Source organism: Kitasatospora sp. NPDC024654 (assembly GCF_055559155.1).
This window is the reverse complement of record NZ_JBVHLF010000071.1, coordinates 26,748-40,274: the sequence shown is the minus strand read 5'-3', so window position 1 is coordinate 40,274 and position 13,527 is coordinate 26,748. Positions and strand designations below refer to the sequence as shown.

General features: G+C 74.3%; 12 protein-coding genes. 2 read left to right on the top strand and 10 right to left on the bottom strand.

Annotated features, from left to right (window positions below):
* Positions 1-223: 223 nt before the first annotated feature.
* The 4 genes from ACZ38L_RS30290 to ACZ38L_RS30275 all read right to left on the bottom strand — a co-directional run bounded on the left by ACZ38L_RS30290 (position 224) and on the right by ACZ38L_RS30275 (position 4,228).
* Positions 224-616, bottom strand: coding sequence for a hypothetical protein (locus ACZ38L_RS30290; RefSeq protein WP_465699208.1), 393 nt, complete (start codon positions 614-616; stop codon positions 224-226).
* Positions 613-987 carry a WhiB family transcriptional regulator gene (locus tag ACZ38L_RS30285; protein ID WP_396557754.1) on the bottom strand — a complete coding sequence of 125 codons (375 nt, stop codon included), beginning with the start codon at positions 985-987 and terminating at the stop codon, positions 613-615. Before ACZ38L_RS30285 ends, ACZ38L_RS30290 begins: the two co-directional genes overlap by 4 nt.
* Positions 988-1,154: 167 nt before the next feature.
* On the bottom strand, positions 1,155-1,613 hold the full coding sequence (locus ACZ38L_RS30280) for a hypothetical protein (RefSeq protein WP_465699205.1): 459 nt from the start codon (positions 1,611-1,613) through the stop codon (positions 1,155-1,157).
* Positions 1,614-1,843: 230 nt separating this feature from the next.
* Positions 1,844-4,228: an ATP-dependent DNA helicase UvrD2 gene (locus ACZ38L_RS30275; protein ID WP_465699202.1), complete on the bottom strand. Its 2,385-nt coding sequence runs from the start codon at positions 4,226-4,228 to the stop codon at positions 1,844-1,846.
* A gap of 225 nt (positions 4,229-4,453) precedes the next feature.
* On the opposite strand from ACZ38L_RS30275, the gene ACZ38L_RS30270 reads away from it, so the two are divergent.
* Entirely contained in the window at positions 4,454-4,708 is a 255-nt protein-coding gene (locus tag ACZ38L_RS30270; RefSeq protein WP_465699200.1) for a mycoredoxin, read from the top strand.
* A 53-nt stretch (positions 4,709-4,761) separates the two neighbouring features.
* Here the strand turns inward: ACZ38L_RS30270 and ACZ38L_RS30265 are convergent, their stop codons facing one another.
* From ACZ38L_RS30265 to ACZ38L_RS30240, 6 genes are all read right to left on the bottom strand, one after another.
* The gene (locus ACZ38L_RS30265; RefSeq protein WP_465699196.1) at positions 4,762-5,568 is read right to left on the bottom strand and encodes a GntR family transcriptional regulator; all 807 of its coding nucleotides are present in this window, start codon (positions 5,566-5,568) and stop codon (positions 4,762-4,764) included.
* Positions 5,569-5,873: 305 nt separating this feature from the next.
* On the bottom strand, positions 5,874-6,815 hold the full coding sequence (nudC, locus tag ACZ38L_RS30260; RefSeq protein WP_465699194.1) for an NAD(+) diphosphatase: 942 nt from the start codon (positions 6,813-6,815) through the stop codon (positions 5,874-5,876).
* Between the two features lie 67 nt (positions 6,816-6,882).
* A complete protein-coding gene (locus ACZ38L_RS30255; protein WP_465699191.1) occupies positions 6,883-8,298 on the bottom strand; it encodes a dipeptidase in 1,416 nt (471 codons plus the stop codon).
* A gap of 85 nt (positions 8,299-8,383) precedes the next feature.
* On the bottom strand, positions 8,384-11,173 hold the full coding sequence (locus ACZ38L_RS30250; protein ID WP_465699189.1) for an FtsX-like permease family protein: 2,790 nt from the start codon (positions 11,171-11,173) through the stop codon (positions 8,384-8,386).
* Positions 11,170-11,943 carry an ABC transporter ATP-binding protein gene (locus ACZ38L_RS30245; protein ID WP_465699187.1) on the bottom strand — a complete coding sequence of 258 codons (774 nt, stop codon included), beginning with the start codon at positions 11,941-11,943 and terminating at the stop codon, positions 11,170-11,172. Before ACZ38L_RS30245 ends, ACZ38L_RS30250 begins: the two co-directional genes overlap by 4 nt.
* A gap of 45 nt (positions 11,944-11,988) precedes the next feature.
* Positions 11,989-12,600 (bottom strand): PadR family transcriptional regulator, encoded by a 612-nt coding sequence (locus tag ACZ38L_RS30240; protein ID WP_465699184.1) that lies wholly within the window; start codon positions 12,598-12,600, stop codon positions 11,989-11,991.
* Between the two features lie 70 nt (positions 12,601-12,670).
* Here ACZ38L_RS30240 and ACZ38L_RS30235 point away from each other — a divergent pair.
* The coding region (locus tag ACZ38L_RS30235) for an endonuclease/exonuclease/phosphatase family protein (RefSeq protein ID WP_465699181.1) at positions 12,671-13,527 on the top strand (857 nt) is incomplete at its 3' end.

Here is a 13,527-nt window from a genome sequence, read left to right as displayed (position 1 = left end):
CCCCCCCCCCCCCCCCCCCCCCCCCCCCCCCCCCCCCCCCCCCCCCCCCCCCCCCCCCCCCCCCCCCCCCCCCCCCCCCCCCCCCCCCCGGGCCGATCGTTCCTCGGGGGAGCTGGTGGCGCGTCACCACCCGGACGGGGACCGGGCGGTGACGCGCCACCGGGGAGGCGGACGGCGCTGCGTCAACGAGCCTGCGGGCGGCGGCTCCCCCGCCGCCCGAGGCTCACAGCACCGCGGCGGCGAGCGCCTTGCGGGCCCGCAGCGAGACGCGCTCGGCGCGCCGCCTCAGCCGGGCCACCCGCACCGCGCTGAGCACCAGGCGTTGGTGCTCAGCCTCGTGGAGGCGTTCTTGCATATGGGCGCGGGCCAGGGATTCCTGCATGAGATGCATTTCGAGGGTCCTGTTCTGGGCGGAGAGTTCGGCGGTCTGCTCGGTGCGGGCGCGGTGCCCTGTGGTGATGGCCATGTGGTGGTGGTCCTGCTCGTGACTGGTCGGGTAGGTGGACTGGAGCGCGGCATCGGCACGGGCGACGGCGATGCGGACGGAGTGGCGCAGTGCGTCGTCCGCCGGGGGGCATTCCCGGGGGACGGAAGCTGCTCGGAGTGCGGGGATCACGCCACGACCTCGGTCTTGCGCGGACGGCCCCGCGGCCGCTTCCGGGCCACCACGACACCCTGCACGAAGAGCTCGCCGCCCCAGACGCCCCACGGTTCGCGGCGGTCGAGGGCGCCGGCCAGGCAGGCCTCCTTCACCGGGCAGGTGCCGCAGAGGGACTTCGCGTACTCGACGTCGGCCGGGGTCTCGGCGAAGAAGACCTCGGGGTCGAAGGCACGGCAGGGGATGGTGGCGCCGAGTGCCTCGGCGTCGTCGAGCGCGGTGATCTGCATGAGAGAGCCTTCCGGAGGAGGGGGGAACGGAGCGGGGGCTGCCTTGGTCGGCGTTGTGGGCGGTACGGACGGGAGGGGCGGTGTGGTGACCGTGGACACTGGTTGCGTCTTCCTCGTCTGGAGTTCTGGTTCCGGTCCAGCCGACTGGTGGGCTGGACCGGAGGCCCCGAGGGGCCTGGTGGTCTGTCGTACCGGACAAAACAGAAGGGCCGCGGATCCCGGTATCGGGTTCCGCGGCCCTGGAAAGGTGCCGACCTGAGGGTGCCTCAGGTTCGCTCTCTCCAGGGTTCAGGCCCGCGGAAGGCCCTGTTCCGGATGGCCTCGGCGCCCATGGGGGCGGCCTTGGCCTGCTTGATCAGCTGCTCGTCCTGCTTCTCGGCTCCGGCACCGATGACCTGCAGATAGGCGCCGTGTTCGGCCTCCATCCGCGCTGCCTTCGGTGCCTTGGTCGGTCGACCGGCACGCAGCACGTGCGCGAAATCGACGTCGACCGAGACCCATCCGAGGGACAGACCGGTCTCGACACCCGTGCCCGTGCCACTGCCGGTGGCGACATCACTGCCGAGGGCACCGGGGAAGCAGACAACGCTGGCGTCGAGGCCCAGACCGCCGCGGACACCGGAGAACGACATGCCGAGCGCGGAGACACCCGCGAACGGCAGACGCACGGAAGCGGCAACGGCAGTCTGGCCAGTCAGGTCGGTGTTCATCTTCGTGGTCTCCACTGTCATCGCCTCCTCTCGGCGTCTCGCGGTGCCCAGTCCCCCGGGCTCCGGTGTTCGGATGTGGTCGGTCAAGCAGTCCTGCGGTCGAACGGTGCTGCGATGGAGCTTTGTTGCGCAGGAGAAAGCCAGGTCAGGAGTGCTCCTGATCGGCTCGCGGTCGCGTCCCCTTGACCGCTCCGGCAGGCTATTGCGCACCGCGTACGGCGCGCAAACTATTTTTCCGGCGAGTTTCAGGAGTACTCGGAAGAGTCACCCGGGGCATCGCCCGACGGGCCGTCCACCGGCTGGGGCGAACGGTCCGTGGGAGCCTCGCCCGGGAGGACGTCCACGGCCGCGGCCTGGTCGTCGTCCTCCTCCGGTTCTTCCCCCGCGCACAACGAGAGCACGGCGGACCCGTATTTGTCCAGCTTGAGCGCGCCGACCCCGGAGATCCGGGACAGCTCGGCAGTGCTGGCCGGGACATCCTCGGCGATCGCCATCAGGGTCGCGTCGGTGAAGACCACGTAGGCCGGCGCACCCTGCTTCTTCGCCTGCCGGGCCCGCCACTCGCGCAACCGCTCGAACAGCCCCTCGTCCATCGAGGAGGGGCAGTCCTCACAGCGGCGCAGCTTGCGCTCGACCGCCTCGGTCAGGGTGCGCCCACAGACCCGGCACTTGACCGGGCCCCGCGCCCGGCGACCCGCCGCACGCTCCCCACCGGGCTCCACGCTCCCCCGTGCGGCGGCGCCGCCGGAGCGGGCGCCGGGGGCGCCGGAGCCCGGCCGCAGGCCGTCCAGGAAGCGGGAGGGCTTGCGGCTCGCCCGGCCGCCCGGCGAGCGGGCCGGCGCCCAGGAGAGCGTGAGGTGCAGCCGGGCCCGGGTCACCCCGACGTAGAGCAGCCGGCGCTCCTCCTCCAGCTGCTCGTCGGTCTTGGCGTAGATGATCGGCAGGGTGCCCTCGGTCAGGCCCACCAGGAAGACGGCGTCCCACTCCAGGCCCTTGGCGGCGTGCAGCGAGGCCAGCGTGACGCCCTCCACCGCCGGCGCGTGCTGGGCGGCGGCCCGGGCGTCCAGCTCGGCGACGTAGGCGGCCAGGTCGGCCGGCTCGCCCGCCGAACGCCGCCCGGTCTCGAACTCCTCGGCCAACCGGACCAGCGCGGCCAGCGACTCCCAGCGCTCCCGGACCGCGCCGGACCCGGCCGGCGGAGTGGCGGTGAAGCCGCGGGTGGCCAGCACCGCCCGGACCTGGGCGGCCAGGTCCGGCGCGTCGGCGGTCAGCGGGTCGCTGCCGGCCCGGGCCGCGCCACGCAGCAGCAGGCCGGCCTCGCGCACCTCCGGCCGCTCGAAGAACCGCTCGGCGCCCTTGAGCTGGTACGGCAGCCCGAGGTCGGCCAGCGCCTGCTCGTAGACCTCGGACTGGCCGTTGGTGCGGAACAGCACGGCGATCTCGCTGGCCCGACAGCCGCCGTTCTCGGGGCCCCGCGCGAGCAGCTCCTTGATCCGGTGCGCGGTGCCCTCGGCCTCGGCGGGCTCGTCCGCGTACTCCACGTAGAGCGGCTCGGGGCCGGGATCGCGCTGCGAGACCAGCTCCAGCCGGTGCCGGGCCGCCTCGCCGCGGGCCTGCGCGAGCAGCCCGTTGGCCAGCCGGACCACCTGCGGGGTGGAGCGGTAGTCGCGGACCAGCTTGACCACCGTGGCGTCGGGGTGCCGGGTCCGGAAGTTCAGCAGGTGGTCGGGGGTGGCGCCGGTGAAGGAGTAGATGGTCTGGCTGGCGTCGCCGACCACGCAGAGGCTGCCCGCTCCGCCGAAGCCGCTGCCCAGACCCGTCCACTGGTCCAGCAGCCGCTGCTGGAGCGGGGAGACGTCCTGGTACTCGTCCACCGTGAAGTGGCGGTACTGGGCGCGCACCCGCTCGGCGATCTCCGGGCGGTCCTCCAGGATCGCCGCGGTGAGCAGCAGCACGTCCTCGAAGTCGATGACGTTGCGGTCGCGCTTGGTCTGCTCGTAGGTGGCGTAGACCCGGGCGATCTCGGCCGGGTCCCGGGGGGCGTCGCGGCCGGCCTTGACCACCGCGACCGGGTAGTCGTCCGGCACGATCTGGGTGACCTTGGCCCACTCGATCTCGCTGGTGAGGTCGCGCAGCTCGGAGCGCTGCACGCGCAGGCCGGTCCGCCCGGCGGCCTCGGCGACCAGCTGGACCTTGCGCTCCAGCAGCCGCGGCACCTCGCCGCCGACCGCGCGCGGCCAGAAGTACTGGAGCTGGCGCAGCGCGGCGGCGTGGAAGGTCCGGGCCTGCACGCCGTCCGCGCCGAGCTGGCGCAGCCGGCCGCGCATCTCGCCGGCGGCCCGGGCGGTGAAGGTGACGGCCAGCACCTGCTGGGGCTGGAAGACGCCGCTGCGCACCCCGTAGGCGATCCGGTGGGTGATCGCCCGGGTCTTGCCGGTGCCGGCGCCGGCCAGCACGCAGACCGGGCCGTGCAGGGCGGTGGCGACCGCCCGCTGCTCCGGGTCGAGGCCGGCCAGCACCGCGTCCGGGTCGGCCGGCCGACCGCCGTACCCGCCGGACGGCCCCCCGCCGGACAGGCCGGGGAGGTGCTGGGTACCGTACGCGTCGCCGGTCTGGAGCTCTTCCTGCATGCGGTCCATCCTCTCAGCCCGCCGGGTGGTCCCGGGCCGGTCCGGTCACCGGGACCGGGTGCGCGACATCCTGGCAGGTCCGGACCGGAGCCCGTCGCCGATTGTCCACAGGCCCGGTACGACCATCGGCCTGGCAGGATTGCGGGGACTCCCTGGAATCACCCGGCCACCCGGTGCGTTGTGCAGCAGGGCAGCCGCCCCCACCCTCGCGAAGGAGATTGTTCGATGACCGGCAGCGTCACGATGTACAGCACCACCTGGTGCGGCTACTGCCAGCGACTGAAGAGCCAGCTGGACCGCGAGGGGATCGGCTACACCGAGATCAACATCGAGAACGACCCGGAGTCGGCGACCTTCGTCGAGTCGGTGAACAACGGCAACCAGACCGTCCCCACCGTTCTGGTGACCGCCCCCGGCGGCGCCCGGACCGTGATGACCAACCCCAGCCTCCGCCAGGTCCAGGCCGCCCTGGTCGCCTGAGCCCCACCGGGCCCGGCCCCCGCCGGGGCCGGGCCTCGGCGTGCCCCGGCCGGTCAGGGGCCGGAGCGGGCGGTCAGTTCGCCCAGGCCGTAGACCAGCCGACAGCGGTCGGCCGAGTAACGGGTCTCGATCACCCGGACCGGGCCGCGGCCGTCGTAGGTCACCCGGGTCTGCACCAGCAGCGGCACGCCGGGACCGCCCTGGAACCACTGGGCCTCCTCCGGACCGGGCATCCGGGAGACCAGCTGGTCCACCGCGCCGATCTCGGTCCGGCCCAGCTCGACCAGCACCTGCTCGTCCCCGCCCGGCACCGGATCGGGCTCCATCAGCGCGGTTCCCGCCGCCAGCCCGGCCCGGTAGTGGCTCTCCTCGATCGAGTACGGCTCCCGGTCCATCAGCCGCAGCTGGCGGCGGACCACCACCGCCTCACCCGGCCGCAGCCCGAGCCGCTGCGCGACGTCCACCCGGGCCCGGACGATCAGCATCTCGAAGTCCACCGTGAGCGACCGGCCGGCCCGGTCCGCCTCGACCGCGTAGACCTCACTGGGCGCGGCCAGGCTGCTCCGCTGGGCCGGCAGCAGCCCACCGCCCGGCAGCGGTTCGAAGGCACAGTGGTCGAGCACCGGGTGCTCCTTCAGATAGGTGCCCTTGCCCTGCAGCCGGACCAGGCGCCCCTCGTTGACCAGCACGTCCACCGCCAGCCGGACGGTGTTGCGGGCCACGCCGTACTGCTGCTCCAGCTCGGACTCCACCGGCAGCGGAACGTCGCTGCGCCACTCACCGGCCGCGATCCGCCTGCGCAGATCGGCGGCCAGTCGCTGGTACTTGGGGGACGGAACGCTTCCTCTGGAGATGGTCACACGGGGAATGTAGCGATTCGGGTTCCGCCCTTTCAGCTAAACGGGCCAATATTGGCCAGGATTGCGGATTGCGCGAGCGACCGCACCGGCTCCCCGATCAGTCGTCGCCGAAATCATTCCAACCACCCGCGTCGAGGTCCGGCCCGCACCCGGCCGGGCGGCCCTGACCAGGGCGGCGGCGCGGCACTGATTGGCCGGAATTCTTCCTGGACACGGGCTTCACCCGGACCGGGCCGATCATTCCCGACCGGCAAAAGCCGGGAGGGGCGCACGGAAATTCCCGCACGCCCCTCCCGATAATCCGGCTACCAGCGCGCGGCCGACGGCAACGGCTCGCCGTACCAGCGCTCGATCAGGTGCCGCGCGATCGAGATCCCGGACGGCGGCAGGATCTCGCCCGACGCCATCCCGGCCCGCAGGTCCTCCCGGGAGAACCAGCGCGCCTCGGCCAGTTCCTCGCCGTCCACGGTGATCGCGGTACCGCCCGGCGCCGCCTTCCCACTGAAGCCCAGCATCAGGCTCGCCGGGAACGGCCACGGCTGGCTGGCCACGTAGCCGACCTCGGCCACCCGCACCCCGGCCTCCTCGAGGACCTCGCGGGCCACCGCCTGCTCGATCGACTCGCCCGGCTCGACGAAGCCGGCCAGGGTGGACCAGCGGCCCTCCGGCCAGATCGCCTGCCGGCCCAGCAGGCAGCGGTCCTCCTCGTCCGTGATCACCATGATCACCGCCGGGTCGGTCCGCGGGTAGTGCTCGGCGGCGCAGGAGGTGCAGCGCCGCAGGTGGCCGGCGCCGGCCTTCTCGGTCGGGTGGCCGCAGCGCGAGCAGAAGCTGTGCAGCCGGTGCCAGTGCTCCAGCGCGACCGCGTGCACCAGCAGCCCGGCGTCCCGGTCCGAGAGGGTGCCACCGACCTCGCGCAGCCCGGCCGGCCGGGCGTCGCCGTCCAGCCGTCCCGGCAGCGTCTCGCCGGCCAGCGCGAAGTACGACACGCCGTCCTCGTCGGTGCCGAGGAAGTACCGGTCGCCCTCGGTCGGCGCCTCGAAGGAGGGCAGCAGCACCAGCTCGGTGCCGGTCGCGGTGTCCACCACGAAGGCCTCGCCGCCGGAGATCGGCAGCACCTTGGTGCTGGGGTGGCTCCAGGCGGCGGCCAGCCACGGCTCGTCCAGCCGGTGCTCGGCGGCCCGGTCCACCCCGGCCCGGGCGAGCGGGAGCCGCAGCGGAAGTCCGGTCTCTGACGTGGTGCTCATGATGGTCTGTCCCCGATCACAGTGGGCCCGATCACAGCTGGTAAGGGTGGACGCCTGGCCGGCGCCGTCAGTTCGCATCGGCCGCGGCGGGCCGGAAGTGCTCCGCGAGGTCGCCCCAGAGGTACGCGGAGGCCTCCACCCCCTTGCGCAGCAGGCCGATCTCGACCTTCTCGTTGATCGAGTGCCAGCCGTCCGAGGGGACCGAGATGCCCAGGAAGAGCACCGGGGCGCCGAGCACCTCGGCCAGGTCGGCGGCCGGGCCGGAGCCGCCCTCGCGGGTGAACAGGATCTCCTGGCCGAAGGCCCGGCCCATCGCCCGCACGGTGGACTGCAGCGCCGGGTGGTCCAGCGGGGTCAGGCAGGGCCGGCTGGCGCCCTTGAAGACGATCTCGGACCGGACGCCGGCCGGGATCCGCGCCTCGATCCACTCCCGGACCAACTGCTGGATCTTCTCCACCCGCTGCCCGGCGACCAGCCGGAAGGACAGCTTGAGGTGCGCCTCGGCCGGCACGATGGTCTTCCGGCCGGGGCCGGTGTAGCCGCCCCAGACGCCGTTGACCTCGGCGGTGGGCCGGGCCCAGATCCGCTCCAGAGTGCTGTAGCCGGCCTCGCCCTGGGTGCCGTGCGACTTGGCCACCCGCAGCCACTGCGCCTCGTCGAACGGCAGCCGGGCGAAGAGCTCGCGCTCGCGCTCGGTCAGCTCGATCACGTCGTCGTAGAACCCGGGGACGTCCACCCGGCGCTCCGCGTCGTGCAGCGCCGCCGCCAGCTCGGCCGCCACCGTGGCGGGGTTGGGCACGGCACCGCCGAACGAGCCGGAGTGGATGTCGCTGTCCGGTCCGTACAGGTCGACCTGGCAGTCGGTGATGCCGCGCATGCCGGTGCAGACGGTCGGGGTGGTCTCGTTCCACATCCCGGTGTCCGAGACGAAGACCGCGTCGGCGGCCAGCCGGTCGGCCTCCCGGCGCAGCAGCGCGCCGAAGTTGGGCGAGCCGGACTCCTCCTCGCCCTCCACCAGCAGCTTGAGGTTGACGGCCGGCGCGGTCCGGCCGGTGGCCGCCAGGTGCGCCCGCAGGCCGAGGGTGTGGAAGAACACCTGGCCCTTGTCGTCGGCCGCGCCCCGGGCGTACAGCCGGTCCCCGACGGTCACCGGCTCGAAGGGCTCGGTGTCCCAGCCGTCCTCCTTGGCCGCCGGCTGGACGTCGTGGTGCCCGTAGACCAGCACGGTGGGCGCCCCGGGCTCGCCGGAGGGCCACTCGGCGAAGACCGCCGGCAGCCCGTCCGTCTCCCACACCTCGGCCACCGGGAACCCGGTCTCCCGCAGCTTCGCGGCCAGCCACTCGGCGGAGCGGCGGACGTCCTGGGCCCGGTCCGGGTCGGCGGAGACGGAGGGGATGCGCAGCCAGTCGGCGAGATCGGCGAGGAACGCGGCCTGGTGCTGGTCGAGGTAGGAGCGGACGACGCTGTCCGGGGTTTTCGTCATACGGACGACTTTAGTTCGCCGGTACGGCCGAACGCCGCCCCCGTCCGTGGCTCGGACCGGGGCGGCGCTGTAACCTCCGTCACGCTCAGCCGGTGCGGCGCAGCAGCGCGATCCGCGAGCGGGTCAGCAGGGCGGCCAGCAGCACGGCCAGCAACGGGACCGCCAGCAGGGTGACGGCGAGGTTGCTCCACGGGACGGCGATCACCACGTGGGCCGCCGGCGAGCCGGGGAAGCCGCTGCCCATCCCCTCCACCTTGCGCAGCGCCACCGCCGGCACGATCCCGCAGACCGTGCCGAGCACCGCGCCCATCGCGGCGATCACCCCGCACTGGAACCCGGAGAGCGTGCGCCGGATCCGCGGCGCGGCGCCGACCGCCGCCAGCGTGGTCAGGTCCTGCTGCGAGTCGGCCGAGGCCAGCCCGGTAGCGATGCCGGCCGCGCCGAGCGCGACCAGCGCGGCGAACCCGGTCAGCCCGAGCATGATCAGGCTGCTCTGCGGCTGGAAGCCGCGCTCGATCCGGAAGCTGTAGGTGCTCCCGGTGGCCCTGCTGACCGCGGCGTTCGCCCGCTGCTCGGCGCTGCCGGACGGGATGGTCGCGGGCAGCCAGACCGAACCCTGGTCGGAGCTGGTGAGGCCGAGCGCGCTGACCGTCTGCGGCGTCAGGTAGGCCTGCGCGGCCGGGTTGTCGACCTTGACGGCCACCGCGTCCACCGTGACGTCGTGGTGCGGCGGCGGCCCGTCGGAGCTGGAGGTGTTCGGCGGGTAGGGCTCGCTGAGCCGCAGGACGACCTTGCCGTTCTCCACCAGGTCCGGGTCGAAGACCACCACCTTGCCCTGCGCGGCGGCCTTCTCGACGGCGTCGTCGTGCAGCGCGAACAGGTTGTGCAGCACCTCCGGGCCGCCGCTGACCAGCGCGCCGAACCAGCCGCTGTAGCTCCGGCCGCAGCGCGGGTCCGAGGCGTACCGCTCGCGGTCCGTGAGGCTGGGGCTGGCCAGGCCGTCCAGCGGGCAGCGCCGGTCGACCGGGGCCAACACCGACACGTCGCCGCAGCTCCCGTCGGTCCGGCAGTCGCCGTGGTACTGCACCATGCCGATGTCCGCCCGGGTGCCGAGGTCGGGGATCGACTGGGCGACCGCGTCGCGCTCGGCCGGCAACAGGCTGGGCCCGTGGCCCGGGGAGTAGGCGGTGGTCAGGGTGACCGCGCCGCGCGGGGCCGACGGCGTGTACTCCTCGCGCTGCTCCTGCTGGCTGCTGGCGGAGTAGATGCCGACCGCCACCGAGCCGGCCACCGCCGCCATCACCGCGGCCACCGCGGGCGCGGTCCGCCCCCGGTGGCGGACGGAGTCGCGCAGCGCCAGCCGCGGTCCGAGCGGCAGCCAGCGGCCCAGCCTGCCGAACAGGCCGACCACCATCGGGGTGCAGGCCACCATGCCCAGCTCGGCGATCATGGAGCCGCCCAGCACGACCGTGCTGCGGCTGCCGAGCCCGCCGGTGGCGCCGTACAGCGCCAGCGCCGCCCCGCCGGCCAGCATCAGCAGGCCGAGCGCGGCGAGCTTCCTGGACGGCGGCTTGACCCCGCCACGACCGGTCAGCGCGGCCACCACGTCCTGTCGGGCCGCCTGCACCGCCGGCACCACGGCCGCCAGCAGCCCGGTGACCAGGCCGAGCGCGGCGATCCCGATCAGGTCCAGCGGCTGGAGCCCGAGGTGGCCGAACCGCCGGCCGGCGTACTCCTCGGTCCACGGCCGGGTGACCACCACCAGCACGACGGCCAGCACCACCCCGACCACCGCGCCGGCCAGCCCCAGCACCACGCCGCCGCCGAGCACCACGGCCCGGATCTGCCCGCGGTCCCCGCCGCCCGCGGCGAGCAGGCCGAGCTGGCGCCGGGAGCGCCGAGCGCCGACCGCGAAGGCCGGGCCGGCCAGCAGCACGATCTCCAACAGCGCCATCCCGGCCACGGTCGCCATGATGACCACGTGGGTCCGGTTCAGGTAGTCGCCGCCCTGGGGGTCCTCCTGGGCGTAGTACGGCACCGCGGAGCGCGGCGGCGGGTCGAGCAGCACGCTGCGCGAGGCCACCGTGAAGCCGTACTTGTTGAACTCCTGGACCTTGGCCCAGTCCACCGTCGCGCCGGCGGGCAGCTGGACCAGCCAGGAGTTCGGGCCGGTCTGGTTCTGCTCGTCCAGTGCGGCCAGCTGGCCGGGGCGCGCGACCAGGCCGACGGTCTTGAGCTGGTTCGGGTCCTCGACCACGCCGGTGATGGTGAACGGCCGGCTGTCCAGGCCGCGCAGCGTGGTGCTGCCGCCGATCTCCAGCTTCGACTGGTCGAGGAACTGCCGGGTGACGGCGACCTCGTGGTCGGCGGTCGGCGCCCGGCCCTGGACGATGTCGAGCTTGCCGTGCCAGACCGGGTTGCCGAGATCCGCCTCACCGGTCTCGGTGCGCAGCAGGCCGTCGACGGAACTGGCCAGGCCCATCGCGTCGTAGCCCGCCACCGGCGTCAGCACCGAGCCGGCCGGCAGCAGCTGGCCGACCAGCGTCGCCGGGTCGGTGGCGAGGCTGCGCCGCTGCTCCGGGGTGGACTGCTGGCCGGCCGTCGGCTGCCGCTGGTCGGTGCCGTCGCCCGGGTCGGGCGCCTGGAGCACGATGGAGCCGGGGTTCTGCAGCTGGACCAGGGCGTCCGCCCGGCCCATCAGGCGGTCGGCCCGTTCGGCCGGGGTCAGGACGGAGCTGCGGTAGACCACGTCGGCGCCGGCCACGCCGAGCACCGGGAGCGCGACCATGGCGAGGACCAGGGCGCTGCGGCCCTTGGCGCGCAGCGCGTCCCGGCGGGCGATCCGCAGGGCGACGCGCCAGGAGGCGAGGCTCACTCGGTCACCGGCCCGTTCAGGCTGTTGGTGGCCGCCGTGACCAGCAGGGTCTCGGCGCTCTGCCGGCCGGTCTCGTCGACCATCCGGCCGTCCCGCAGGAAGACCACCCGGTCCGCCCAGGCGGCGTGCCGGGCCTCGTGGGTCACCATCATGGCGGCGGCGCCGGCGTCGCAGCGGGCCCGCAGGACGGCCAGCACGGTCTCGCCGGTGGTGGAGTCCAGCGCGCCGGTGGGCTCGTCGGCGAGCACCAGGCGACGGTCGCCGATCAGGGCGCGGGCGATCGCCACCCGCTGCTGCTGGCCCCCGGACATGTCGTCGGGGAACCGGTCGGCCAGCTCGGGGATCCCGATCTCCTCCAGCGCGGCCAGCGCCTCCCGGCGGGCGGACCGGGCGGACCGGCCGTCCAGCTCGCGGGGCAGCGCGATGTTCTCGGCCGCGGTGAGCGCCGGGATCAGGTTGTAGTCCTGGAAGACGTAGCCGATCGAGCGGCGGCGGACCTGGGCGAGCCGTTTGCGCGAGAGGTCGCCGAGCGACTCGCCCTCGACCAGGACCTGGCCGGTGGTCGGGCTGTCCAGCCCGCCGGCCAGGGTGAGCAGCGTGGACTTGCCGGATCCGGAAGGCCCCATCACGGCGACGAACTCACCGGGGTGGACGTCCAGGTCGATGCCGCGCAGGGCGTGCACCTCGGCGGCGCCCTGCCCGTGCACCCGGGTGACCCCGGCGAGGCTGAGCACCGGTCGGGTGCCGGCGGGTGGCTGGTTCTCGGTCAAGACAATCCCCCAGCGGTTGCGTGTTTCAGAATGTCGGACGGGCCGTCAGGCCCGGGTGCGGCGGCCACGGGCCGGCGCGGTGGAAGCGGGACCGGGCTCGGCGACGGGCCGTTCCCGGTAGCTGGCGAGCCGGGTCTCGCAGTGGTCCAGCCAGCGGACCTCGGCCTCGGTCTGGAAGATCAGCTGATCGAGTACCAGCAGCCAGGCCAGGTCGGAGCGGCCGTCCGCGGCGGAGCCGACGGGCTCGCCGGCCAACGCCCGGGCCTTCAACCGGGTGTAGTCCTGCAGCGCCTTGACGCTGTGCCTGCGCTGCGCCTGGACGACGGCGTGCACGTCCACCCCCGGGACGGTCACCGCCATCGCGAGCTTGATCGCCAGTTCGTCCCGGGGCGGGCTGTTCCGCGGCACCGGGGTCTCGAACCAGTCGCGCAGTTCCGCGCGTCCCTTCTCGGTGACCGCGTAGAAGAGGTGTCCCTCCTCGTCCTCGCCGTCCGGGACGACCAGGCCGTCGCGCTCCAGGCGACCGAGCGTGGTGTAGACCTGTCCGACGTTGAGCGGCCAGGTGGCCCCGGTGCGGGCCTCGAATTCGGTACGCAGCTGATAGCCGTAGCGCGGTCCCTGGTCGAGCAGGGCGAGCAGGCCGTGGCGGATGGACATACCAAGTATGTATACCCGGTATGTGGTCGCGGCTCAAGCTCGTCACTACCCGGGAGTACCGTCGTCGTCTGTGAGCCCTCTGCGCATCGCGACCTTCAACCTGCTGCACGGTCAGCCGCTGGCCGCCGACGGCAGCCCACTGCCCTATCCGGACGAGGCGGGCGACCCCCTGCACGAGGCGATCGCCGCGCTGGACGCCGACGTACTGGCGCTCCAGGAGGTGGACCGCTACCAGCAGCGCTCGGGCCTGACCGACCAGAGCGCGGTCGCCGCCAAGGCGATGGGGGCCGCCGACTGGCGGTTCGCCGCCGCGCTGCACGGCCGGCCGGCGCCGGTGGCCGGCTGGCTGCGCGACCCGTCGGTGACCGGACTCCAGGTCTACGGTCCAGACGAGCTGGGCAGTGCCGCAGACCGGCCCGCGTACGGCACCGCGCTGCTCAGCCGGCTCCCGGTGCGGCACTGGCGGGCCCGGCGGTTCGCCCCGGCACCGTTCGGGCTGCCGCTGCGGGTGGCCGGCCGGCGCGGCCTCACCCCCGTGCCGGACGAGCCGCGGGCCGCGCTGGCCGCGGTGCTCGAGGGCGGGAGCGGGCCGTTCACCGTGGTCGCCACGCACCTGTCCTTCGTGCCGGGCTGGAACATGGCGCAGCTGGCCGGGATCCGCCGGTGGATCGCCGACCTGCCCCGGCCCTACCTGGTGCTCGGCGACTTCAACCTGGTCGGCGCGGTGCCGCGGACGGTGCTCGGCGGCGCGGCGGCGCTGGACCGCGGGCCGGCCGCGCGCAGGGTCCGCGAGCTGCGCGCGGCGCGACGGGCCCGGACCGGGGGGGGGCCCGGGGGGGGGGGTGGGGGGGGGGGGGGGGGGGGAGGGGAGGAGGGGGGGGGGGGGGGGGGGGGGGGGGGGGGGGGAGGGGGGGGTGGAGGGGAGGT